The following is a 16,384-nucleotide window of genomic DNA, read 5'->3' as shown; positions in this document are numbered from 1 at the left end:
TTAAACAATTTATTAAGAAGGTTATAGTTTGATGGCAGATCAACTTGAAATAATTAAGAGCCCTCCCTCAGCTGCTGACTATTTGAAAATTAGAAAGGCAGTTGGGATGAGTAAAAGAAATAAAAAAGGAGCAGCAACTGCAATGCAGAATAGCTGGTTTGGAGTTCAGATAATTACTGGCAAAGAGGTTGTTGCTATGGGAAGAATTGTTGGAGATGGTGGCTGTAGTTTTTTAATTACAGATATAGCTGTTTTGCCTGAATATCAGGGGCAGGGATTAGGAACTAAAGTAATGGAAGTTTTAATGGATTATTATCATGAACATGCTCCGCAAGAAGCCTATCTTGTTCTTTTAGCTGATGGGAAAGCACAATTCTTATATCAAAAATTTGGTTTTCAGCTTAGTGAGCCAGATTCAGTTGGGATGATTTATAAAAAAATTTAGTTTATTATTAATTTATTTTAAGGAAGAAGGATTATCATGTTTAAACACCATCAGCAAACTCTTAACTATATTACTAAAAAGTTAGCTAAAAAGAGCTCTGTTTTAGCTGTGCTTGTTTCCGGTTCAATCGCTCATGGTTTTGCTCGTCCAGATTCTGATCTTGATTTAATGATTTTAGTCACTGAAGCAGAATATAAGCGTTGTAAAAGAGATAATAATTTACAATATTACGAAACAGTTGATTTTTATCAGGGCGGATATATAGATGGTAAATATATTAGCCCTGAATTTTTAAAGAAAGTTGCCACTCAGGGAAGTGAGCCGGCTAGATTTGCATTTGAGGGAGCTCTAATTAGCTATTCTAATTTTGCAGATCTGGAACAGCTGTTGCAGAAAATTGTTAGCTATCCCCAGGCAGGAAAACAAGATAGAATAGCTAGATTTTATGCTCAATTTGAAGCCTGGAAATGGTATGCAGAAGAAGCACTTAAACATAATAATCTATATCTATTAAATTATTCAATTACCCAATTTATTTTATTTGCGGGCCGGCTTATTCTGACTGAAAATGAACAGCTTTATCCCTATCATAAATGGTTTTTAAAAGTACTGGCTGATGTAAAAGAAAAGCCAACTGGTTTGCTTACCAGAATTGACTTATTATTAGAAGAACCTGATCAACAACGAATTAATAATTTTTATCGGCTAATTAAAGATTTTAGAAATTGGAGTAAAAGTGCTGACAGCTGGCCTAATTTATTTATGCAGGATAGAGAACTTAACTGGTTGAATGGTAGTGTTCCAGTAGCTGATTTATAAGATTATTATAATTTTATTTAAAGGAGATTTTAAATGTGAAATGGCAGGTTAGAGAAGCAAAAATTACTGATTATTCAGGAGCTGTAGCATTAATGCAGGAAGTTTACCTGCTTCATTATCGGCAGCGTCCAGATTTACATAAAAAAGTTGATAAACCACTAACAAAAACTGAATTCAAAGAGATTTTAGCAGCTGAACAGCAAATTCTTTTAGTTGTAATTGCAGTTCCTTTTAACGAAGTTGCGGCCATTTGTCAGCTGGACTTAAAGGATACTTTTGAGAATGAAAATTTAGTTAACAGACGTTACGCTTATCTTAATGATCTGTGTGTAGCAAAAAAATATCGCCGCCAGGGTTTAGGAAAATTACTTTATCAGGCTGCAGCTGCTAAGTTAAAGGAATTAGAGATTTTAGAATTAGAATTAACTGTCTGGTCTTTTAACCAGTCAGCAGCAGATTTTTATCAAGAACTTGGTTTTAAACCTCGTTATACGCTGCTCGAACATAAATTAGATAATAAATAAAAATAATTTATATTTTAGATGTGATAAATTAACTTGTAAGTCTTAATTCTATTTAGTATAATAAAGACCAAATTTATGAACAATTAAAGCAATTAATAATTAATATTTACTAGGGAGGGAATTAATATTTCAGCTATTTCACCACAAAATAAAGGCAGAGCAGTAATTGATAAAACAGCTGATCAGCTTGCAATCACAATTCCAGTTAAATTTAATTTTTTTAGATTTTTCTTTTTAGGAGTTTTCACTATCCAGTGGCTTTTTATGACAATTATTGTTTTAACAACTGTTGTTTCAATAATATTTAATGGAATAACTAATGGAGAATTTTTATTATTTATTGCAATCTGGGTGTTTATCTTTATTCCTTTAGGTTCTTTTTTTGCTTTTGGATTTTTCTGGAATATATTTGGTAAAGAAAGAATCATTTTTAAGCAAAATAATTTATTAGTTAAAAGAAAAATTCTCGGGATTGGTTCTCAGAAAGAATATCTTATTAGTGAATTAAAAAATCTAAGAATTGCCAATCAGCGACCTTACTTTAGCTTTAAATACTTTCTGGAAATACTGGGTTATAGTGGGGGAGTATTAGCTTTTGATTATGGAATGAAGACAGTAAAATTTGCTAATTCTATTGAAGAAGCAGAAGGAAATCATTTAATTAAAGAAATATCGGCCTGGATAAGCAAGGCAGAATAAATTAAAGCCTGATGAGTTAGATTAATTCTATTGATTTAATCTAGCCAGTCAGGCTAATTTTTAATATTATTTATTGATTCAAATTATAAATTAGCAAAATAATTAGCTTGATTTATATTAAATATTTAATTTTTTAAAAATTTTTTAAAAAATTAGCAGGGATATTTAAAATAGTGAAGAATATTTAATATAAAGTTATAGTAAACGTTTTTGTCAGTAATAATTATTAATAAGGGGTATATAATATGGTTACAATTAAAGATGTAGCAGAGGAAGCAGGAGTATCAATTGCAACAGTGTCTTCAGTTATTAATGACAGCCGACCAGTTGCTCAGGCAACTAGAGAAAAAGTTTTAAAAGTTATTAATGAGATGGGTTATAAAACAAATCCAGTTGCCAGAGCTCTAAAAGTTGGTAATACTAAACGAATTTTATACATAGTTCCCTCGATAAAAAATCTGGTTTTTGCTCAATTTATTAACCAAGTGCAGCATTCGCTAATTAAAAAAGGATATGACCTAATTTTATTAAATAATGAAGCTCGAGTAGATTTAACTAAATCTTATTTGAGTATTATTCATTCTTCGAATATAGATGGTTTGATTATGACTCAAACTAGGAGCTGTGGGAAATTAATAGTAGAATCTTGTCAGCAAAAAAAGATTCCTTTTGTTATTTTATTTGAGCCAGATATTTTTAAAGAAGAGTCTATGGTAACTAGTGACGAGAAAACTGGAATGGATCAGGCAGTTGAATATCTAATTAGCCAGGGCCATCATAAAATTGCTTTACTTAAAGTAGCAGATAGCCGCAACCAAAATAAAAGATTTCATTTTTTTAAAGAAAAATTAGCTGAGTCTGGACTTGAGTTTAATAATGACTGGTTAATTACTACTGCTGGTCATGATGAAAAAGCAGCCTATACAGCAGTTACTAATTATTTACAGGATAAGAAACCGGAATTTACAGCTTTAATTGGGTGTAATGACTTTCTTACTTTAGGAGCAATACGGGCTTTTAGAAAATATAAGCTGAAAATTCCAGCTGAAATTTCATTAATTGGCTATGATGATTCAATTGCAGAATATCTTTATCCAGCATTAACAACAGTTGGTCTACCTAAAAAAAAGCTGGCTAAAAAATCGGTAGAAATTTTATTAAATAAAATTAAACAGCCAGATTATCAGGCAGAACAAAATAAGTTTTCTCAGCAGCTTATTATCCGTGATAGTGTGGCTAACTTAAAAAAAGCTAAATAACTCTAGAATATTAAGTAGTAAATTTGCAATTTAGCTTATTAATTTAGTCTAGTAGTAAACGTTTACTACTAGACTAAAATTGATATTAATATAGATGGTTAAGCTTATAATTTATTCTTGAGGAGGTGAGTTCTCAGCGGTTTTGTTTTTTAAATAAAAAGGAGGTATTTTTGTGAAAAAAAATAATTACTTATTAATTTTAGTTAGCATTACTTTATTATTATTTGGGCTTAGTTTTTCTATATCAGCAGCGGATTATGATCTTACACTTTATAGTATTTTAACCACTGATCCTGATTTTTCAGACTGGTTAAATGATGTTGAAACAGCAACTGGATTAAAAATTAATGTAATTGCTGCACCTACAAACAGTGACACCCGGCAGCAAAAAGTAACTACTATTTTATCCTCAGGTGACAGCAGTATTGATATTTTAGAGTTAAATGATGAAATGGCATCTTCTTTTAAAAATAGTGGCTGGCTGGCACCTTTGCAAGCTCAGGTATTGACAGCAGATATATTGAAATATTTTCCAGATGGTTATGTGAGTGATATGATTACTTCACGCCAGGGCGATATTATCGGAGTTCCTGGCTATAGTGGCTATCTTGCTTTCTGGGTTGATCAGCAAAAGTTAGATAAATATGGTTTTGATTCAATTGATAATAAGGAAGATTTTATTGCTTTTGCTAAAGCAGCTTCTGTAGATGGTAATTATGGTTATGGTGGTTCCTGGGAAAGAACCTATGTCTTTAATGAAATTGCAACTTTCGTTAATTTGTTTGGTGGAGATTATTTTGACTGGACAAATCCCGCCAATAAAGAAGCAATTCAGTTTATGTATGACATGGTCCACAAATGGCAGGTAACCCCAATTGAACAATTAGCAGATAAATATGAGCAGCTGAATCAAAAATTTATTGATGGTAAATATGCAATGATTTTCATGTGGGGAACAGGAGCTGAATATAGGGCAGCTAATCGCTATGGGCAGGATCAGATTCATATGGCAATGATGCCTGAATTTAAAACTAGAAGTATTTTTACTGATTCCTGGAGTTATGTTTTAAATTCTGCTTCTAAAAATAAAGAAGCTGCCTATAAGTTTTTACGCTATGTAGCAGGTGAACAGGGCATGTTGAGTGCCTGGGATAACTTTGATAGATTTCCGGCTCGTTCAGATGTAGCTAAGGAAATACCAGAAAATGAAATAACAAAAATGTATCAAAGGTATAGTGAAGAGTGTATAGTAAGAGGAAGACCAATGGCACCTCAAACAATGGAATTTATAACTCAAATGGGCACTATTTTTCAACAGGCAATGCAGGATAAAATTACAATAGATGAATTTTGTCAGCAAGCGCAATCATTTGTAGAACAGTACAAGTAAAATTGGTAGGTCAGCTGATAAATTTTATCTGTCAGCTGACCTTACTTTAAGCTAGGTCTGTTTAAGGAGGGGAAGATAATTTGAAGAAAAATAAATCGATGCTGTTAATTGCCTGGTTATTAGTTTTACCAGCATTAGTAATTAGAGGATTTACTATAATTTATCCAATCTTTGCTACTTTTAAAATCAGTTTTTATAAAGTAAGTTTGCTGAGAGGAATAAACGAATTTGTTGGATTACAAAATTATCTAGATGTATTTAAAGATCCCAAGGTGTTAACTGCTATTCAATTTACTTTTATTTTTGTAGTTGTCTCGATGCTGCTACATATTATATTTGGGGTTATTCTGGCATTAATTTTAAATATGGATTTTAAAGGAAGACGTTTTTTAAGAACTATTGTCTTAATTCCCTGGGCAATGCCAATGGTTGTAATTGGAATGGCTGCTAAGTGGGGTTTTAATAATGATTATGGCCTGGTAAATGATTTTATCAGAAGATTTTTTGCTAATTTTGAATTGAGCTGGTTAATTCATACTAATACGGCTCGTTTTGCTGTAATTGCTATGGATGTCTGGAAAGATCTACCTTTTTTTGCAATTCTGGTTCTGGCAGGTCTGCAATTTATTCCGAATGAACTTTATGAGGCGGCCCGTGTTGATGGGGCGACTAAAGTACAGGCTTTTTTAAAAATTACACTGCCTTTAATTATGAAAAACATTTTGATTTTATCTATTCCTTTTACAATGTGGAGACTGGCTTCTTTTGATATAGTTTATGCTATGACTTCCGGTGGCCCAGGGTCAGATACTGAATTAATCGCTTATCGGATTACTACAGAAGTTTTCACTAATTTAAATTTAGGTTATGGAGCTACTTTAGCTGTATTATTATTTATTGCAATGTTAATTTTTAGTTCCCTAAATTTATATGTTGCAAATAAAAAGTAAAGTAAGGAGGCGAATTAAATGTTAAAGTCCAAACAAAAATTATTTTTGACAGGTGTATTTAAATGGATAATTGCTCTGCTAGTAGCTTTTTTGATTTTATTTCCTTTATACTGGATTTTTATTTCTTCAATTACTCCCAGTGGAGAATTGTTTCAACGACCAATAAATTATCTACCGGAAAATCCTACACTGTCTAATTACATCTTTTTATTAAAAAATGTTGGTTTAATGAATAAAATAATAAGTACAGTTATTATTATTGGAATTACTTTAATTGTAAGTACCATAGTTTCAATTATGGCAGCTTATGCTTTTGCTCGCTATAATAGTCTGGGATTGAATATAGCTTTTTTATTTATTCTTTTTTCGATGTTGATTCCGAATGTAGTTACTGCTCGTCCCCTGTATGATTTTATGCGTAAGGTTGATTTATATGATACTTATCCTGGGTTAATAATTCTTTATATAAGTCAGGTTATTCCGTTTACAGTTTTAATTTTAAGAAATTTTGTTAATAATATTCCAATTTCAATTGAAGAAGCAGCAGCAATTGATGGAGCTAATTTCTTTCAGATGATTTTTAATATAGTTCTGCCGCTGCTAAAGCCTGCTATTGCAACAGTAGCAATTACAAACTTTATAATCTGCTTAAATGAATTCTTTATTCCACTTTTTTATGCTAATAATATTCAGGTGTTATCAACAGCGATTACCCAACTTCCTTTGCAGGGAAATATGTATTCTGTGCCCTGGGATTTAGTCAGTGCTATGGGTTGGATAATAATTTTGCCAATTATTATTTTTGTAGCTGTTTTTGAAAAACAAATTATGGATGGTATTATGGCCGGTGGAGTAAAAGCTTAATAAAATTATCTTAATTATAATTAATAAGGAGTGAAGCAATGTTAAATAATCCATTTTTAAATACTTTAGGTACTCTCCCTTTAATGAATAACAGTAAGAGTAGATCAATTACCGCTGAAAACCCCCGGGGAGAAAAAGGAAAAGGTGGTCAAGCTGCCAGTAAATTAGGTGAGTCACGGAAGGGTTCTCCTTGCTTGAAAAAAATTAAAGCAGGTGAAACAAGAGTTTTAGCTGAGATTGATGGCCCGGGGATAATAAATCATATCTGGCTAACAGTTACTGATAAAACTGAAGCAGATTTTTTTGTGCTGAGAGATCTAGTATTGCGCATGTATTGGGATGGGGAAGAAAACCCTTCTGTTGAAACTCCTCTAGGAGATTTTTTCTGTAATGGTTTTGCCAGAGGAGCACTTGTTAACTCACTGCCAATAGTTGTTAATCCAACTAGAGGTATGAATTCCTATTTTAGTATGCCTTTTCGTAAAAAGGCTAAAATAACAATTGAAAATCAACATGAAGTTGATATTCCAGCTTTTTTCTATCAAATAGACTATAGTTTACCGACTGAACTGCCAGCAGAGACAGCATATTTTCATGCTCAGTGGCGGCGTGAAAAAATTACTAAAATACAGGAAGACTATGTTATTTTAGATAATGTAAGCGGACAAGGTCAGTATGTTGGCACATATCTTGCTTTAACAACTCTCGAAAGATATTGGTGGGGAGAGGGAGAGCTTAAGTTTTATCTCGACGATGATCAGGAATATCCAACTATCTGTGGAACAGGAACTGAAGATTATTTTGGAGGGGCCTGGAGTTTTGCCAGTCAAGAAAACGGTAAAACAGTTGAAAATACTTATTCAACTCCTTTTTTAGGTTATCCCTATTATTCAAAAACAGACAAGCTGGCTTCTAGTCTTTACTATAATGATGATTGTCCTCCCATGCGAGGTTTTTATCGCTGGCATATTTTAGATCCAATTCGTTTTCAGAAAAATATCAGGGTGACAATGCAGCAGATTGGAGTTAGTAATAAAGGTCTATTTGAAAGACAAGATGATGTGGCAACTGTAGCTTATTGGTATCAGTCAGAGCCTCATAATAAGTTTCCACTTTTACCGGCTAAAGAAGAACGCTGGCCCAGATAAAATATTTTTGACATAAAAAATACTAACTGCTATAATTAGAATGTAATTTAAATTAATTCAATTTTTATTAGGAGTGTCTTGATGAATGTAGGTTTATTAATCTAAATAAATTAAATAATTTTTCCAAGCTATTTTTATTAAAATTACAAGGGGTTTCTTTACCAATTTTTAGTAAAAATTAGTCTGTGAAATTTTAGATTAATAAATTCCTGGTTGAACAATTATAGATTCATTTAATATATTAAGTATAATTAGCTATGGGTTTTATTTACCCATAGCTTTTTTAATTAATAAAGCTAGTTTCTGATTAATAGAACAGCTTATTTTAAAATAATTATTTTTAAACCACAGGTTTATTATGCCTGTGGTTTTTTTGTTTTTAAGCTTATAAAAATTAATTTGGATTAAAATTTTAAAACTTCAAAAAAGGAGCAAAAATTAATTGAATTATTTAAAAGATGTTTATCAAAATTTAGAATTAAGAGAAGATATAAAAATACTGGAAGATTATTTAAAAACAGTCTATTTAAAGCAGGGTATTTCTAATCGCAGTTTAGCTACTAATTTAGCATTGCCTATCCCCATAGTTGTTGCAATAAAAAATGAATTCAAAAAAATTGGCTTTATTAAACAGCAGAGTGGAATTAGACTAACTAAATTAGCAATAGAATATGTTGAACAACAACTGGGCTATCATGTTTTTGAAAATAGTTTGGTGCAAAAGATAGTTAAGAATGATTTTAGTTTAGAATTAGATTTCAAATTTGAGTTAGAGCTTTTGCAGAAAATATTTAGTCAGCGTCCAGCAGCAGATGTAACACTTGATCAGGCAAAAGCTACACCTGAAACAAGTTTGCATAGAGCTTTACTTGCTGTACAAAATAATTCGCTACTGGGTAAAAATATTCTTTGTCTTGGAGATGATGACCTAGTTAGTATTTGTCTAGGAATGCTGCTTAAAAAGTTATCCCAAAAAGTAGCAGCTAAACAAGCTAAAATAACTGTATTAGATATTGATAGAAGAATCTTAACTTATATTACTAAGATAGCTGATCAATATCAAATTAATTTAACAACTAAAGAGGTTGATTTAAGAACTAAAGCAGAAGTTGAACTGCGACATGAGTATGACTGTCTTTTTCTTGATCCACCTTATACAATGACTGGTTTAGAATTATTTTTAGAAAGTGGGATAAGTTTTTTAAAATCAGCAGGTCAGCAGACTATTTTTCTTGCTATGGCAGCTAAATATCCAGAATTCAAGCTAAAGTCACAGCAGTTATTTACTCAATTGGGATTAGTTATCAAAGAAATTAAGCCAGCTTTTAATCAATATGAAGGGGCTGAAATTATAGCTGGCCAGAGTGATATGATAATTTTAGAAACAACTGCTCAATCAACAACTCTAAACAGAAAATTACTACTTGCCAAAAGTAAACAAAAAGCCAGGCCAATATATACTGGAGAATGTAATATTAAACAGCGGCTCTATCAATGTAAAACTTGTGGGCAAATTTATCTGGTTGGCAGTCAGAGCAAATTTGAGACAATCACAGCTTTAAAAAAGCAAGGTTGTTTTAACTGTGGGCAGCATATTTTTGACTTAAAAAGATCAAATTTGAAAGGAGATAATTAAATGAAACAAAATAGAATTAAAAACTTAGGTAAACACTTAATTTTAGAGCTATATAATTGTAACCAATTAAAAATTAATGATGTAAAACTGGTTGAAGAGGTAATGCTAAAAGCTGCTGTAAAAGCAGAAGCAGATGTGCTGGGATCTTTTTTCCATCAATTTGTTCCTCAGGGAGTTACAGGCGTGGTTGTGATTGCAGAGTCGCACTTAACTATTCATAGTTGGCCTGAGTACAAATATGCAGCAGTTGATATTTTTAGTTGTGGGCAAAGATTAAATCCTCTGCTTGCTGTTGATTATATAAAAGCTAGTTTTGAAGCTCTTAGCAGTCAGCTGCAGATTATAGAAAGAGGTATTTGAGATTTAATATCAATTAGCTTGTAAGTAAACTTACCTTCTAGTATAATTAATAATATATTTGTTCAAGTTATAAAAAAGGAGGTAAGGATGGAGAAAATTGTGCTAGCAAAAGATGATTTAGCAGCTTTGCAGGCTAAAGATCAGCGGATGGCTGATCTAGTTGACTATCTGGGAGAGATTGAACGAACAGGAATACCAGATCCCTTTCTGGCTCTGGTAAGAAATATAGTTTTTCAGCAGCTTTCCGGGACAGCAGCAGATTCAATCTGGCAGCGTCTTCAAGATGAATTGGGAGTAGTGACTGCTGATAGAATTAGTAAAATATCAGCAGAAGAATTATTAGATTGTGGACTTTCTAATCGTAAGGTAACTTATTTAAAAGAATTGTCTATTGCTGTAGTAAATGGGGATTTTAAACCAGATCAGCTAAAGAAGCTTAACAATCAGCAGATTATTGAAGAATTAGTTAAGTTAAAAGGAATTGGAGTCTGGACTGCCGAAATATTTTTAATATTTTCTTTAAATCGACAAAATGTGATTAGTTATAATGACTTGGGAATTAGAAAGGGAATTCAGTGGTTTGAAGGTTTAAATTCTGAGCCAAGTAAAAAACAATTTAATAAATTTAAGCAAAAATTTACTCCTTATAATACACTAGCTTCTTTCTATCTCTGGGAAGCGACTAGTCTTAATTTACCAGATAAGTTTGCCAGTCCAGGAGAACTATTTACTAAAAATAAAGTTGCTTATTATAATTCTCCTTTAGGTTTAATTGAAATTCAGGCAGCTGATCAGCAGATTGTTAGTCTGCAGTTCCAACCTGAACAGCGTTATCAGGAGGATTTAGTACCAGTAATTGAGAAAGCGCAGCAGCAACTTGAAGAGTATTTTGCTGGTGAGAGAAAATATTTTGAACTACCTCTTAAATTAAAAGGAACTGACTTTCAAAAACAAGTCTGGCAGCAGCTACAGCAGATTCCTTATGGTACAACTAGAGCCTATAAAGATGTTGCAATTGCAATTAATAATAAAAATGCTTACCGGGCTGTTGGTAATGCAAATAATAAAAATAAAATAGTATTGGTAATTCCTTGTCATCGTGTGACTGCAAGTGATGGTGGCCTGGGTGGTTATGGAGCAGGACTCTGGAGAAAAGAGTGGCTCTTAAATCATGAGCAAAAATTGGCAAATAGTTGATATAACTATTTGCCGTTTTTTTTGTTGAATGATATAATTTTTTTAGTTATTATTTTTAGAAAATTATGATAAGAAGTGGTGATTAAAATTGTATATTAAACTTAATTCAGAAAATATTAGAGATGAGCATATTTGTTGTGCAATTTCTGATAAAAAGTGTTCTGCTGGTTATCAGGCCAAAAAAGTTTGGTTGAGTAAAGAGTTTAAGAATGGTTATAATTTTTACAGATTAGATAAAAGAGCTAAAGTTTTTATTGAGTATGGCCCAGCTGAAAAAGCCTGGCTACCTATTAAAGCAGATAATTATATGTTTTTGGGCTGTTTCTGGGTTTCTGGTCTTTATAAGAAAAAGGGGCATGGTAAAATGCTTTTAGCTAAGGCTATTGAAGCAGCTAAAGAAGAAAATATGGCTGGATTAGTAACAGTAGTTGGTAAGAAAAAATATCACTTTATGAGTGATGGTAAATGGCTTAAAAAACAAGGTTTTAAGGTTGTAGATGAAACTCCTGCTGGCTTTGTTTTACTCAGGCTAAAATTTGGTCTAGATGAGGGAAAAACAAAGGTAGAATTCAAAAAAACAGTTCGGACTGGTGAATGTCCTGATAAAGAAGGTTATGTTGTTTATTATACAGAACGATGCCCTTATAGCGAGTATCATGCTACTCAATCATTTGCTGAAACTGGCCAAAAAAGAGGTTTTGTTCCTAAAGTAATAAAACTCACTACACTTGAGATGGCTCAATCTGCCCCAACACCAGCTACTATTTTTAGCCTTTTTTATAATGGTAAATTTGTGACTACTGATTTGAGTGTCTGTATGGATAGTAGGTTCGATAAAATTGTGAGTAAATTTAGTTGATTTTGGTTTATGCAAAGGATAATTATTACTTTTATTGAATATTTATTATATTGTCTATTTTTTATTTATATAAGATATTAATGAAATAAGGTTCGTTAAGATCTTTATTTTTAAGGGATTAATGTAAGTTAGTTCGTGAATAAGTGAATTATATGAAATTACTTAATTTTTAAGATATATCAATTAATTTATTAAAAAACATCTATAAAATGGGAGGGCTTATTTTGGGAATCTGTTGTATTGAATGTTTTGATAATAAATTCATTAAAGAAAAAATTAAAGAAGCAAATTTGAAAGGTAATTGTGATTATTGTGGATCAAATGAAATAAATATAACTAAAACTTCAGATTTAGGTCCTTTTATAAGAGAATCAATTTTAAAAGCATATGATCATATTAATGATTCTGAATATGCAAAATATAAAGATTATATAGGACAAAAAGATATAGATTTTAAGGTGCCTTTTGATATACTTTCTCAAGAGGATGCTTTTTCTGAAAAATTAAAATCAAAGAATAAAACTGAAAATCTTTGTAATGATTTAATAACAGATGGTAGTCCTAGTAAGCAAGAAAAAAATGATAATGAAACAAACATTTTTGATGGTGAGCAAGCAAAATTTATTCTAAAAGGAAAATTAAATGGAGCAAAATATAATGAATTTTCTTATTCATGGAATACTTTTAAAAACCAAGTAAAACATTTCAATCGTTTTTTTGACATTGGTCTTGAAAATAGAGAAAATTTATTAAATAATATAGCAAAACTTATGAAGGATAATACTATAAAACTAGAAGTTGGAAAAGAAATTTGGCGTGTAAGGGTTAAAGGAGATGGTGTTATATCTGGTGAACCAAAGTCCTATATGAAAGAAATGGGACCTCCTCCATTAAATAAGGCTTCTAATAATAGAATGAGTCCAGCAGGGATTCCTTATATGTATGTAGCAGATAATCGTGAAGTTTGCATTTCAGAAATCAAACCCAATGTTGGTGATAAAATCTGGTTGGGTAAATTTATTTTGACACAAGAATTAAAAATATTAGATTTAACTAAAATACCTAGTTTTAAAATTAAAAGTTTATTTGATCCCGACTATACACATGACATTAGATGGGGTAAAGATTTTTTGAAAGGTTTTATAGAAGAAATATCTAAACCTCTATCTCCATATGATGTTATGTTAGAATATGTGCCTACGCAATTGTTTTCTGAATATATAAGGAGTTTAGATTACAATGGAATAAAGTATTATAGCAGTCAGTCAGAAGAAGGTTCTAATTATACCTTGTTTTGTGGACCAGATAGTGACGCTTATCAAAGTAAATATATTTCAAGAGATTATTTTAAAAATAAACTTGATTCATTTAAAAATATAATGTATTTAGAAAAATTTGAAGTTTTACAAATTGAAAGTGTAAAATTTACTAGTTCAATAAATTCAGAAGAATCATTTGAGGAAATTGATTTTATTGATAAAGAACTTTTAACAGATCCTGATGCTACTTTTGTAGATTTAAATATTTAATTTTCAAAAAGTAACTTCACATAACATGGGATTGAAGATTCCGCTGCGCTCCATTGCAAATTTATTCGGCAAGGGCAGTCGCCCTAAGCCTCATAAACTTCTTAAATCCCAGTAACGTTAGGCGAAATAGTGCTTACTAATATCATAAATGGGAGTGAATATAATTTGGAATTATCTAATACTTGGGGCACGATTAGAGGAATTATTAGAAGTGAATTTTCTTTTGCAAATATTAAAGATATTGTGGGGGCCGCAGGGTTACCAATTCATGAATTAGCTCATTTACAGCAAAGTTTTCATGGAGGAACTAGTAAGGGACAATTAATGGATGCAATAGAAGAGTTATTTTTTAATTTGTCTCAAACAGAGAAAAATAGAGTTGTTAGTTATTGTATAGAAGAAATTTTAAATAGAAAATCATCTTTAAAAGAAGATTTGGAACAAGTTTTAGAAAGAGTTGGATGGGGTATTAGTGGCAATGAACCATATCCTTTAGATTTACAAATGGATATTGATACTAGTGAATTACCAGAAGAAATGCATAACGAGGTAAAAAAAGTATTAAAGCGATTTAGAGATGGTGATATTACTGGAGCAATGACATCTATATGTGGAGCTGTTGATAGTTTAACTGAAGATGTTTACCAAACTTATGATCTGGGAGATCATCGTGATGCTTCTTATCAAGAGAGAGTAGCAAAATCTATTGATGTATTTGAAGTTGAATATAAAAGAACTCTGGAAGAAACAAATCTTTCTGATAGACAAATAAATATATTTTGGCAAAATCATAGAGGATCAGTTAATCAGGCGGGTTATGTTTTAGGTGCATGTAGAAGAGAGTTTTCAGATGTTCATGGAGAACAGAATTCTTCATCCATATTTGTAAAGAGAGCACTTGATTGTGCAGTTTTTATTATTCGTACAATAATTTCACTAATGTAGGTATCATAAGTAATTTCTTTAGTTTAGGAGTGTATATAATTATTTTGGAGTTTTTTTTAAGTACATTAAAATATTTTTCTAAAAACATATTTGATATATTGAAGAGTTTATCTATTATTGTTGCGTCTTTTGCTGCTCTAAAGGGAATAAATGAATGGAGAAGAGAATTAAAAAGTAAAAAACAAATGGAACTTGCAGAAGAAGTTCTTGTTTTATTTTATCAATGTAAAGATCATATTAAAATGATAAGAAATCCTTTCAGTTATAAAGGGGAAGGTTCTACTAGAAAAAGTAGTTCCGGTGAAACACCTCAATAAAAAGAATTATTAGATCAAGCTTATGTAGTTTTTGAGAGATATGAAAAAGTAAAAGAAGATTTTAACAAACTTAATAGTCTCAAATATCGTTATATGGCATTGTTTGGATCAGATACAATTGCTCCTTTTCACGAGATTAATAAGATTATAAATGAAATATTTATATCTGCACAAATGTTAGGAGAACATTATTGGAAACGTCAGGGAAGAAAAAATATGACTGATGAAGAATTTGAAAAACATTTAAAAGAAATGCATAAACATGAAGCTGTTTTTTGGGAAATGTCTGAAGAAGATGAATTATTAAAAAGACTATATACAGCTATCAAAAAAGTTGAAAAAGTTTGCTCAGATGTATTAAGTAAATAATTTTAAAAGTAATGCAGGTATCAAATATTTTTAATGAATAGGGAATTAAAGTTAATTAATTTTATTATAACAAGTTTTAATGTATTTATTCTTGATTTTTTACCCAAGTACTACTTCGCCTAACATGGTGTTCCCGTGACGCCAAAAATCGGCTACCCTTCGGGACATGCTCTCTGTCATGCCTTTTGCAAAAACACAAGCAAAAGTCCTGCCAGGCCTAACGGCACGAGCACGTCGGGAACACCAGGGACGTTATGCGAAATACTTAGAACAAATGTACAAATAATATTGTTATAAAGGTGGTATTTAATAATGACTATAAAAGATATTTTTAAAAATATTAGAGAAAATAATGACAATCCTAGAAGATTTCATATGATGATTGAAACATTAATATTAAAATTGTTTGCTAAATATTTAAAAGATCAAGGCAAAGAGTTTAAGCCTTACTATAGGAATCCAGACACAAATAATAGGTACTTGGAATATGATGGATATGCGGTAGATGGTTTTGATCAAATTGAAGGTAAGACAATAATTGAAATTAAATCTTATACTAATAGAGCCTCTTTAATACATTTAGTTAATAATAAAAATTTTTTTGATAGAATATTGAATGATAGCTTGGAAATTAAGAATATTTTAATCATTACAACTTTACAATTATCAGATGACTATAAAGAAAAGATTCTAAATAGAATAAATTCATTAGAATTAGTTAAAAATGTTGGTTCTTTGACAAATGTTGTGAAATCTAAATAGCACCGTTTGAATCATGTTATCTCTTTGTTTTTTTGAATTACTCTTAAATACTTAGCAATGATAAAAATACTCGGCGTTTTAAGTTTTCAACTTTGGGAACACCGTAGCCAATTCTTTTGATTAATTTGATTTTGTTGTTTAATCCTTCAGCAAATCCGTTGGTTATTCTAGTTTTAAAATAGTTAATAATGTGTTGTTCCCAGCGTTTTACTGTTCCTTTAGCTCTATAGAAAAGATTTAATTTAGACTGACTAACATTTTCATACCAGTTATTTAAAGCTTGAATAGACTCTTTAACATCAGGAATCTGTA

19 protein-coding genes are annotated in these 16,384 nt (G+C 30.9%); 18 read left to right on the top strand and 1 reads right to left on the bottom strand.

Going from position 1 to position 16,384, the window contains the following annotated elements; genetic code table 11:
* Positions 1–31 precede the first annotated feature (31 nt).
* The 18 genes from BMZ74_RS09725 to BMZ74_RS09640 all read left to right on the top strand — a co-directional run bounded on the left by BMZ74_RS09725 (position 32) and on the right by BMZ74_RS09640 (position 16,072).
* Positions 32–445, top strand: a complete 414-nt coding sequence (locus BMZ74_RS09725; protein ID WP_089862053.1) for a GNAT family N-acetyltransferase — start codon at positions 32–34, stop codon at positions 443–445.
* A gap of 36 nt (positions 446–481) precedes the next feature.
* Complete coding sequence (locus tag BMZ74_RS09720) at positions 482–1,264, top strand: nucleotidyltransferase domain-containing protein (protein ID WP_089862052.1); 783 nt, start codon at positions 482–484, stop codon at positions 1,262–1,264.
* Positions 1,265–1,299: 35 nt separating this feature from the next.
* Positions 1,300–1,788, top strand: coding sequence for a GNAT family N-acetyltransferase (locus BMZ74_RS09715; protein ID WP_089862051.1), 489 nt, complete (start codon positions 1,300–1,302; stop codon positions 1,786–1,788).
* A 264-nt stretch (positions 1,789–2,052) separates the two neighbouring features.
* Positions 2,053–2,487, top strand: coding sequence for a hypothetical protein (locus BMZ74_RS09710; protein ID WP_089862050.1), 435 nt, complete (start codon positions 2,053–2,055; stop codon positions 2,485–2,487).
* Between the two features lie 245 nt (positions 2,488–2,732).
* Positions 2,733–3,746: a LacI family DNA-binding transcriptional regulator gene (locus BMZ74_RS09705; protein ID WP_089862049.1), complete on the top strand. Its 1,014-nt coding sequence runs from the start codon at positions 2,733–2,735 to the stop codon at positions 3,744–3,746.
* Between the two features lie 196 nt (positions 3,747–3,942).
* Entirely contained in the window at positions 3,943–5,136 is a 1,194-nt protein-coding gene (locus tag BMZ74_RS09700; protein WP_342742443.1) for an extracellular solute-binding protein, read from the top strand.
* A 98-nt stretch (positions 5,137–5,234) separates the two neighbouring features.
* Positions 5,235–6,086, top strand: a complete 852-nt coding sequence (locus BMZ74_RS09695) for an ABC transporter permease subunit (protein ID WP_089862074.1) — start codon at positions 5,235–5,237, stop codon at positions 6,084–6,086.
* 18 nt (positions 6,087–6,104) lie between these two features.
* Positions 6,105–6,950 (top strand): carbohydrate ABC transporter permease, encoded by an 846-nt coding sequence (locus tag BMZ74_RS09690; protein ID WP_089862047.1) that lies wholly within the window; start codon positions 6,105–6,107, stop codon positions 6,948–6,950.
* A 38-nt stretch (positions 6,951–6,988) separates the two neighbouring features.
* Complete coding sequence (locus tag BMZ74_RS09685; RefSeq protein WP_089862046.1) at positions 6,989–8,098, top strand: glycoside hydrolase family 172 protein; 1,110 nt, start codon at positions 6,989–6,991, stop codon at positions 8,096–8,098.
* 442 nt (positions 8,099–8,540) lie between these two features.
* The gene (locus tag BMZ74_RS09680) at positions 8,541–9,734 is read left to right on the top strand and encodes a bis-aminopropyl spermidine synthase family protein (protein WP_089862045.1); all 1,194 of its coding nucleotides are present in this window, start codon (positions 8,541–8,543) and stop codon (positions 9,732–9,734) included.
* Positions 9,735–10,094, top strand: a complete 360-nt coding sequence (gene speD / locus BMZ74_RS09675; protein WP_218142069.1) for an adenosylmethionine decarboxylase — start codon at positions 9,735–9,737, stop codon at positions 10,092–10,094.
* 87 nt (positions 10,095–10,181) lie between these two features.
* Complete coding sequence (locus tag BMZ74_RS09670) at positions 10,182–11,291, top strand: methylated-DNA--[protein]-cysteine S-methyltransferase (protein WP_245750864.1); 1,110 nt, start codon at positions 10,182–10,184, stop codon at positions 11,289–11,291.
* A gap of 88 nt (positions 11,292–11,379) precedes the next feature.
* Positions 11,380–12,150, top strand: a complete 771-nt coding sequence (locus tag BMZ74_RS09665) for an N-acetyltransferase (RefSeq protein WP_089862044.1) — start codon at positions 11,380–11,382, stop codon at positions 12,148–12,150.
* 224 nt (positions 12,151–12,374) lie between these two features.
* Positions 12,375–13,679 carry an RES family NAD+ phosphorylase gene (locus BMZ74_RS09660; protein WP_177181419.1) on the top strand — a complete coding sequence of 435 codons (1,305 nt, stop codon included), beginning with the start codon at positions 12,375–12,377 and terminating at the stop codon, positions 13,677–13,679.
* A 243-nt stretch (positions 13,680–13,922) separates the two neighbouring features.
* Positions 13,923–14,624 (top strand): hypothetical protein, encoded by a 702-nt coding sequence (locus BMZ74_RS09655; protein WP_143070159.1) that lies wholly within the window; start codon positions 13,923–13,925, stop codon positions 14,622–14,624.
* A 98-nt stretch (positions 14,625–14,722) separates the two neighbouring features.
* Positions 14,723–14,941 (top strand): hypothetical protein, encoded by a 219-nt coding sequence (locus tag BMZ74_RS09650; protein WP_177181418.1) that lies wholly within the window; start codon positions 14,723–14,725, stop codon positions 14,939–14,941.
* Between the two features lie 93 nt (positions 14,942–15,034).
* Positions 15,035–15,310: a hypothetical protein gene (locus BMZ74_RS14520; protein WP_089862040.1), complete on the top strand. Its 276-nt coding sequence runs from the start codon at positions 15,035–15,037 to the stop codon at positions 15,308–15,310.
* Positions 15,311–15,622: 312 nt separating this feature from the next.
* Positions 15,623–16,072 (top strand): hypothetical protein, encoded by a 450-nt coding sequence (locus tag BMZ74_RS09640; RefSeq protein WP_089862039.1) that lies wholly within the window; start codon positions 15,623–15,625, stop codon positions 16,070–16,072.
* A gap of 43 nt (positions 16,073–16,115) precedes the next feature.
* Here BMZ74_RS09640 and BMZ74_RS09635 read toward each other — a convergent pair.
* The coding region (locus BMZ74_RS09635) for a transposase (RefSeq protein WP_143070158.1) at positions 16,116–16,384 on the bottom strand (269 nt) is incomplete at its 5' end.

The organism is Halanaerobium salsuginis (assembly GCF_900114545.1).
Taxonomy (GTDB): domain Bacteria; phylum Bacillota; class Halanaerobiia; order Halanaerobiales; family Halanaerobiaceae; genus Halanaerobium; species Halanaerobium salsuginis.
The sequence above is the reverse complement of the archived record's forward strand: the minus strand, read 5'-3'. Positions and strand labels throughout refer to the sequence as shown.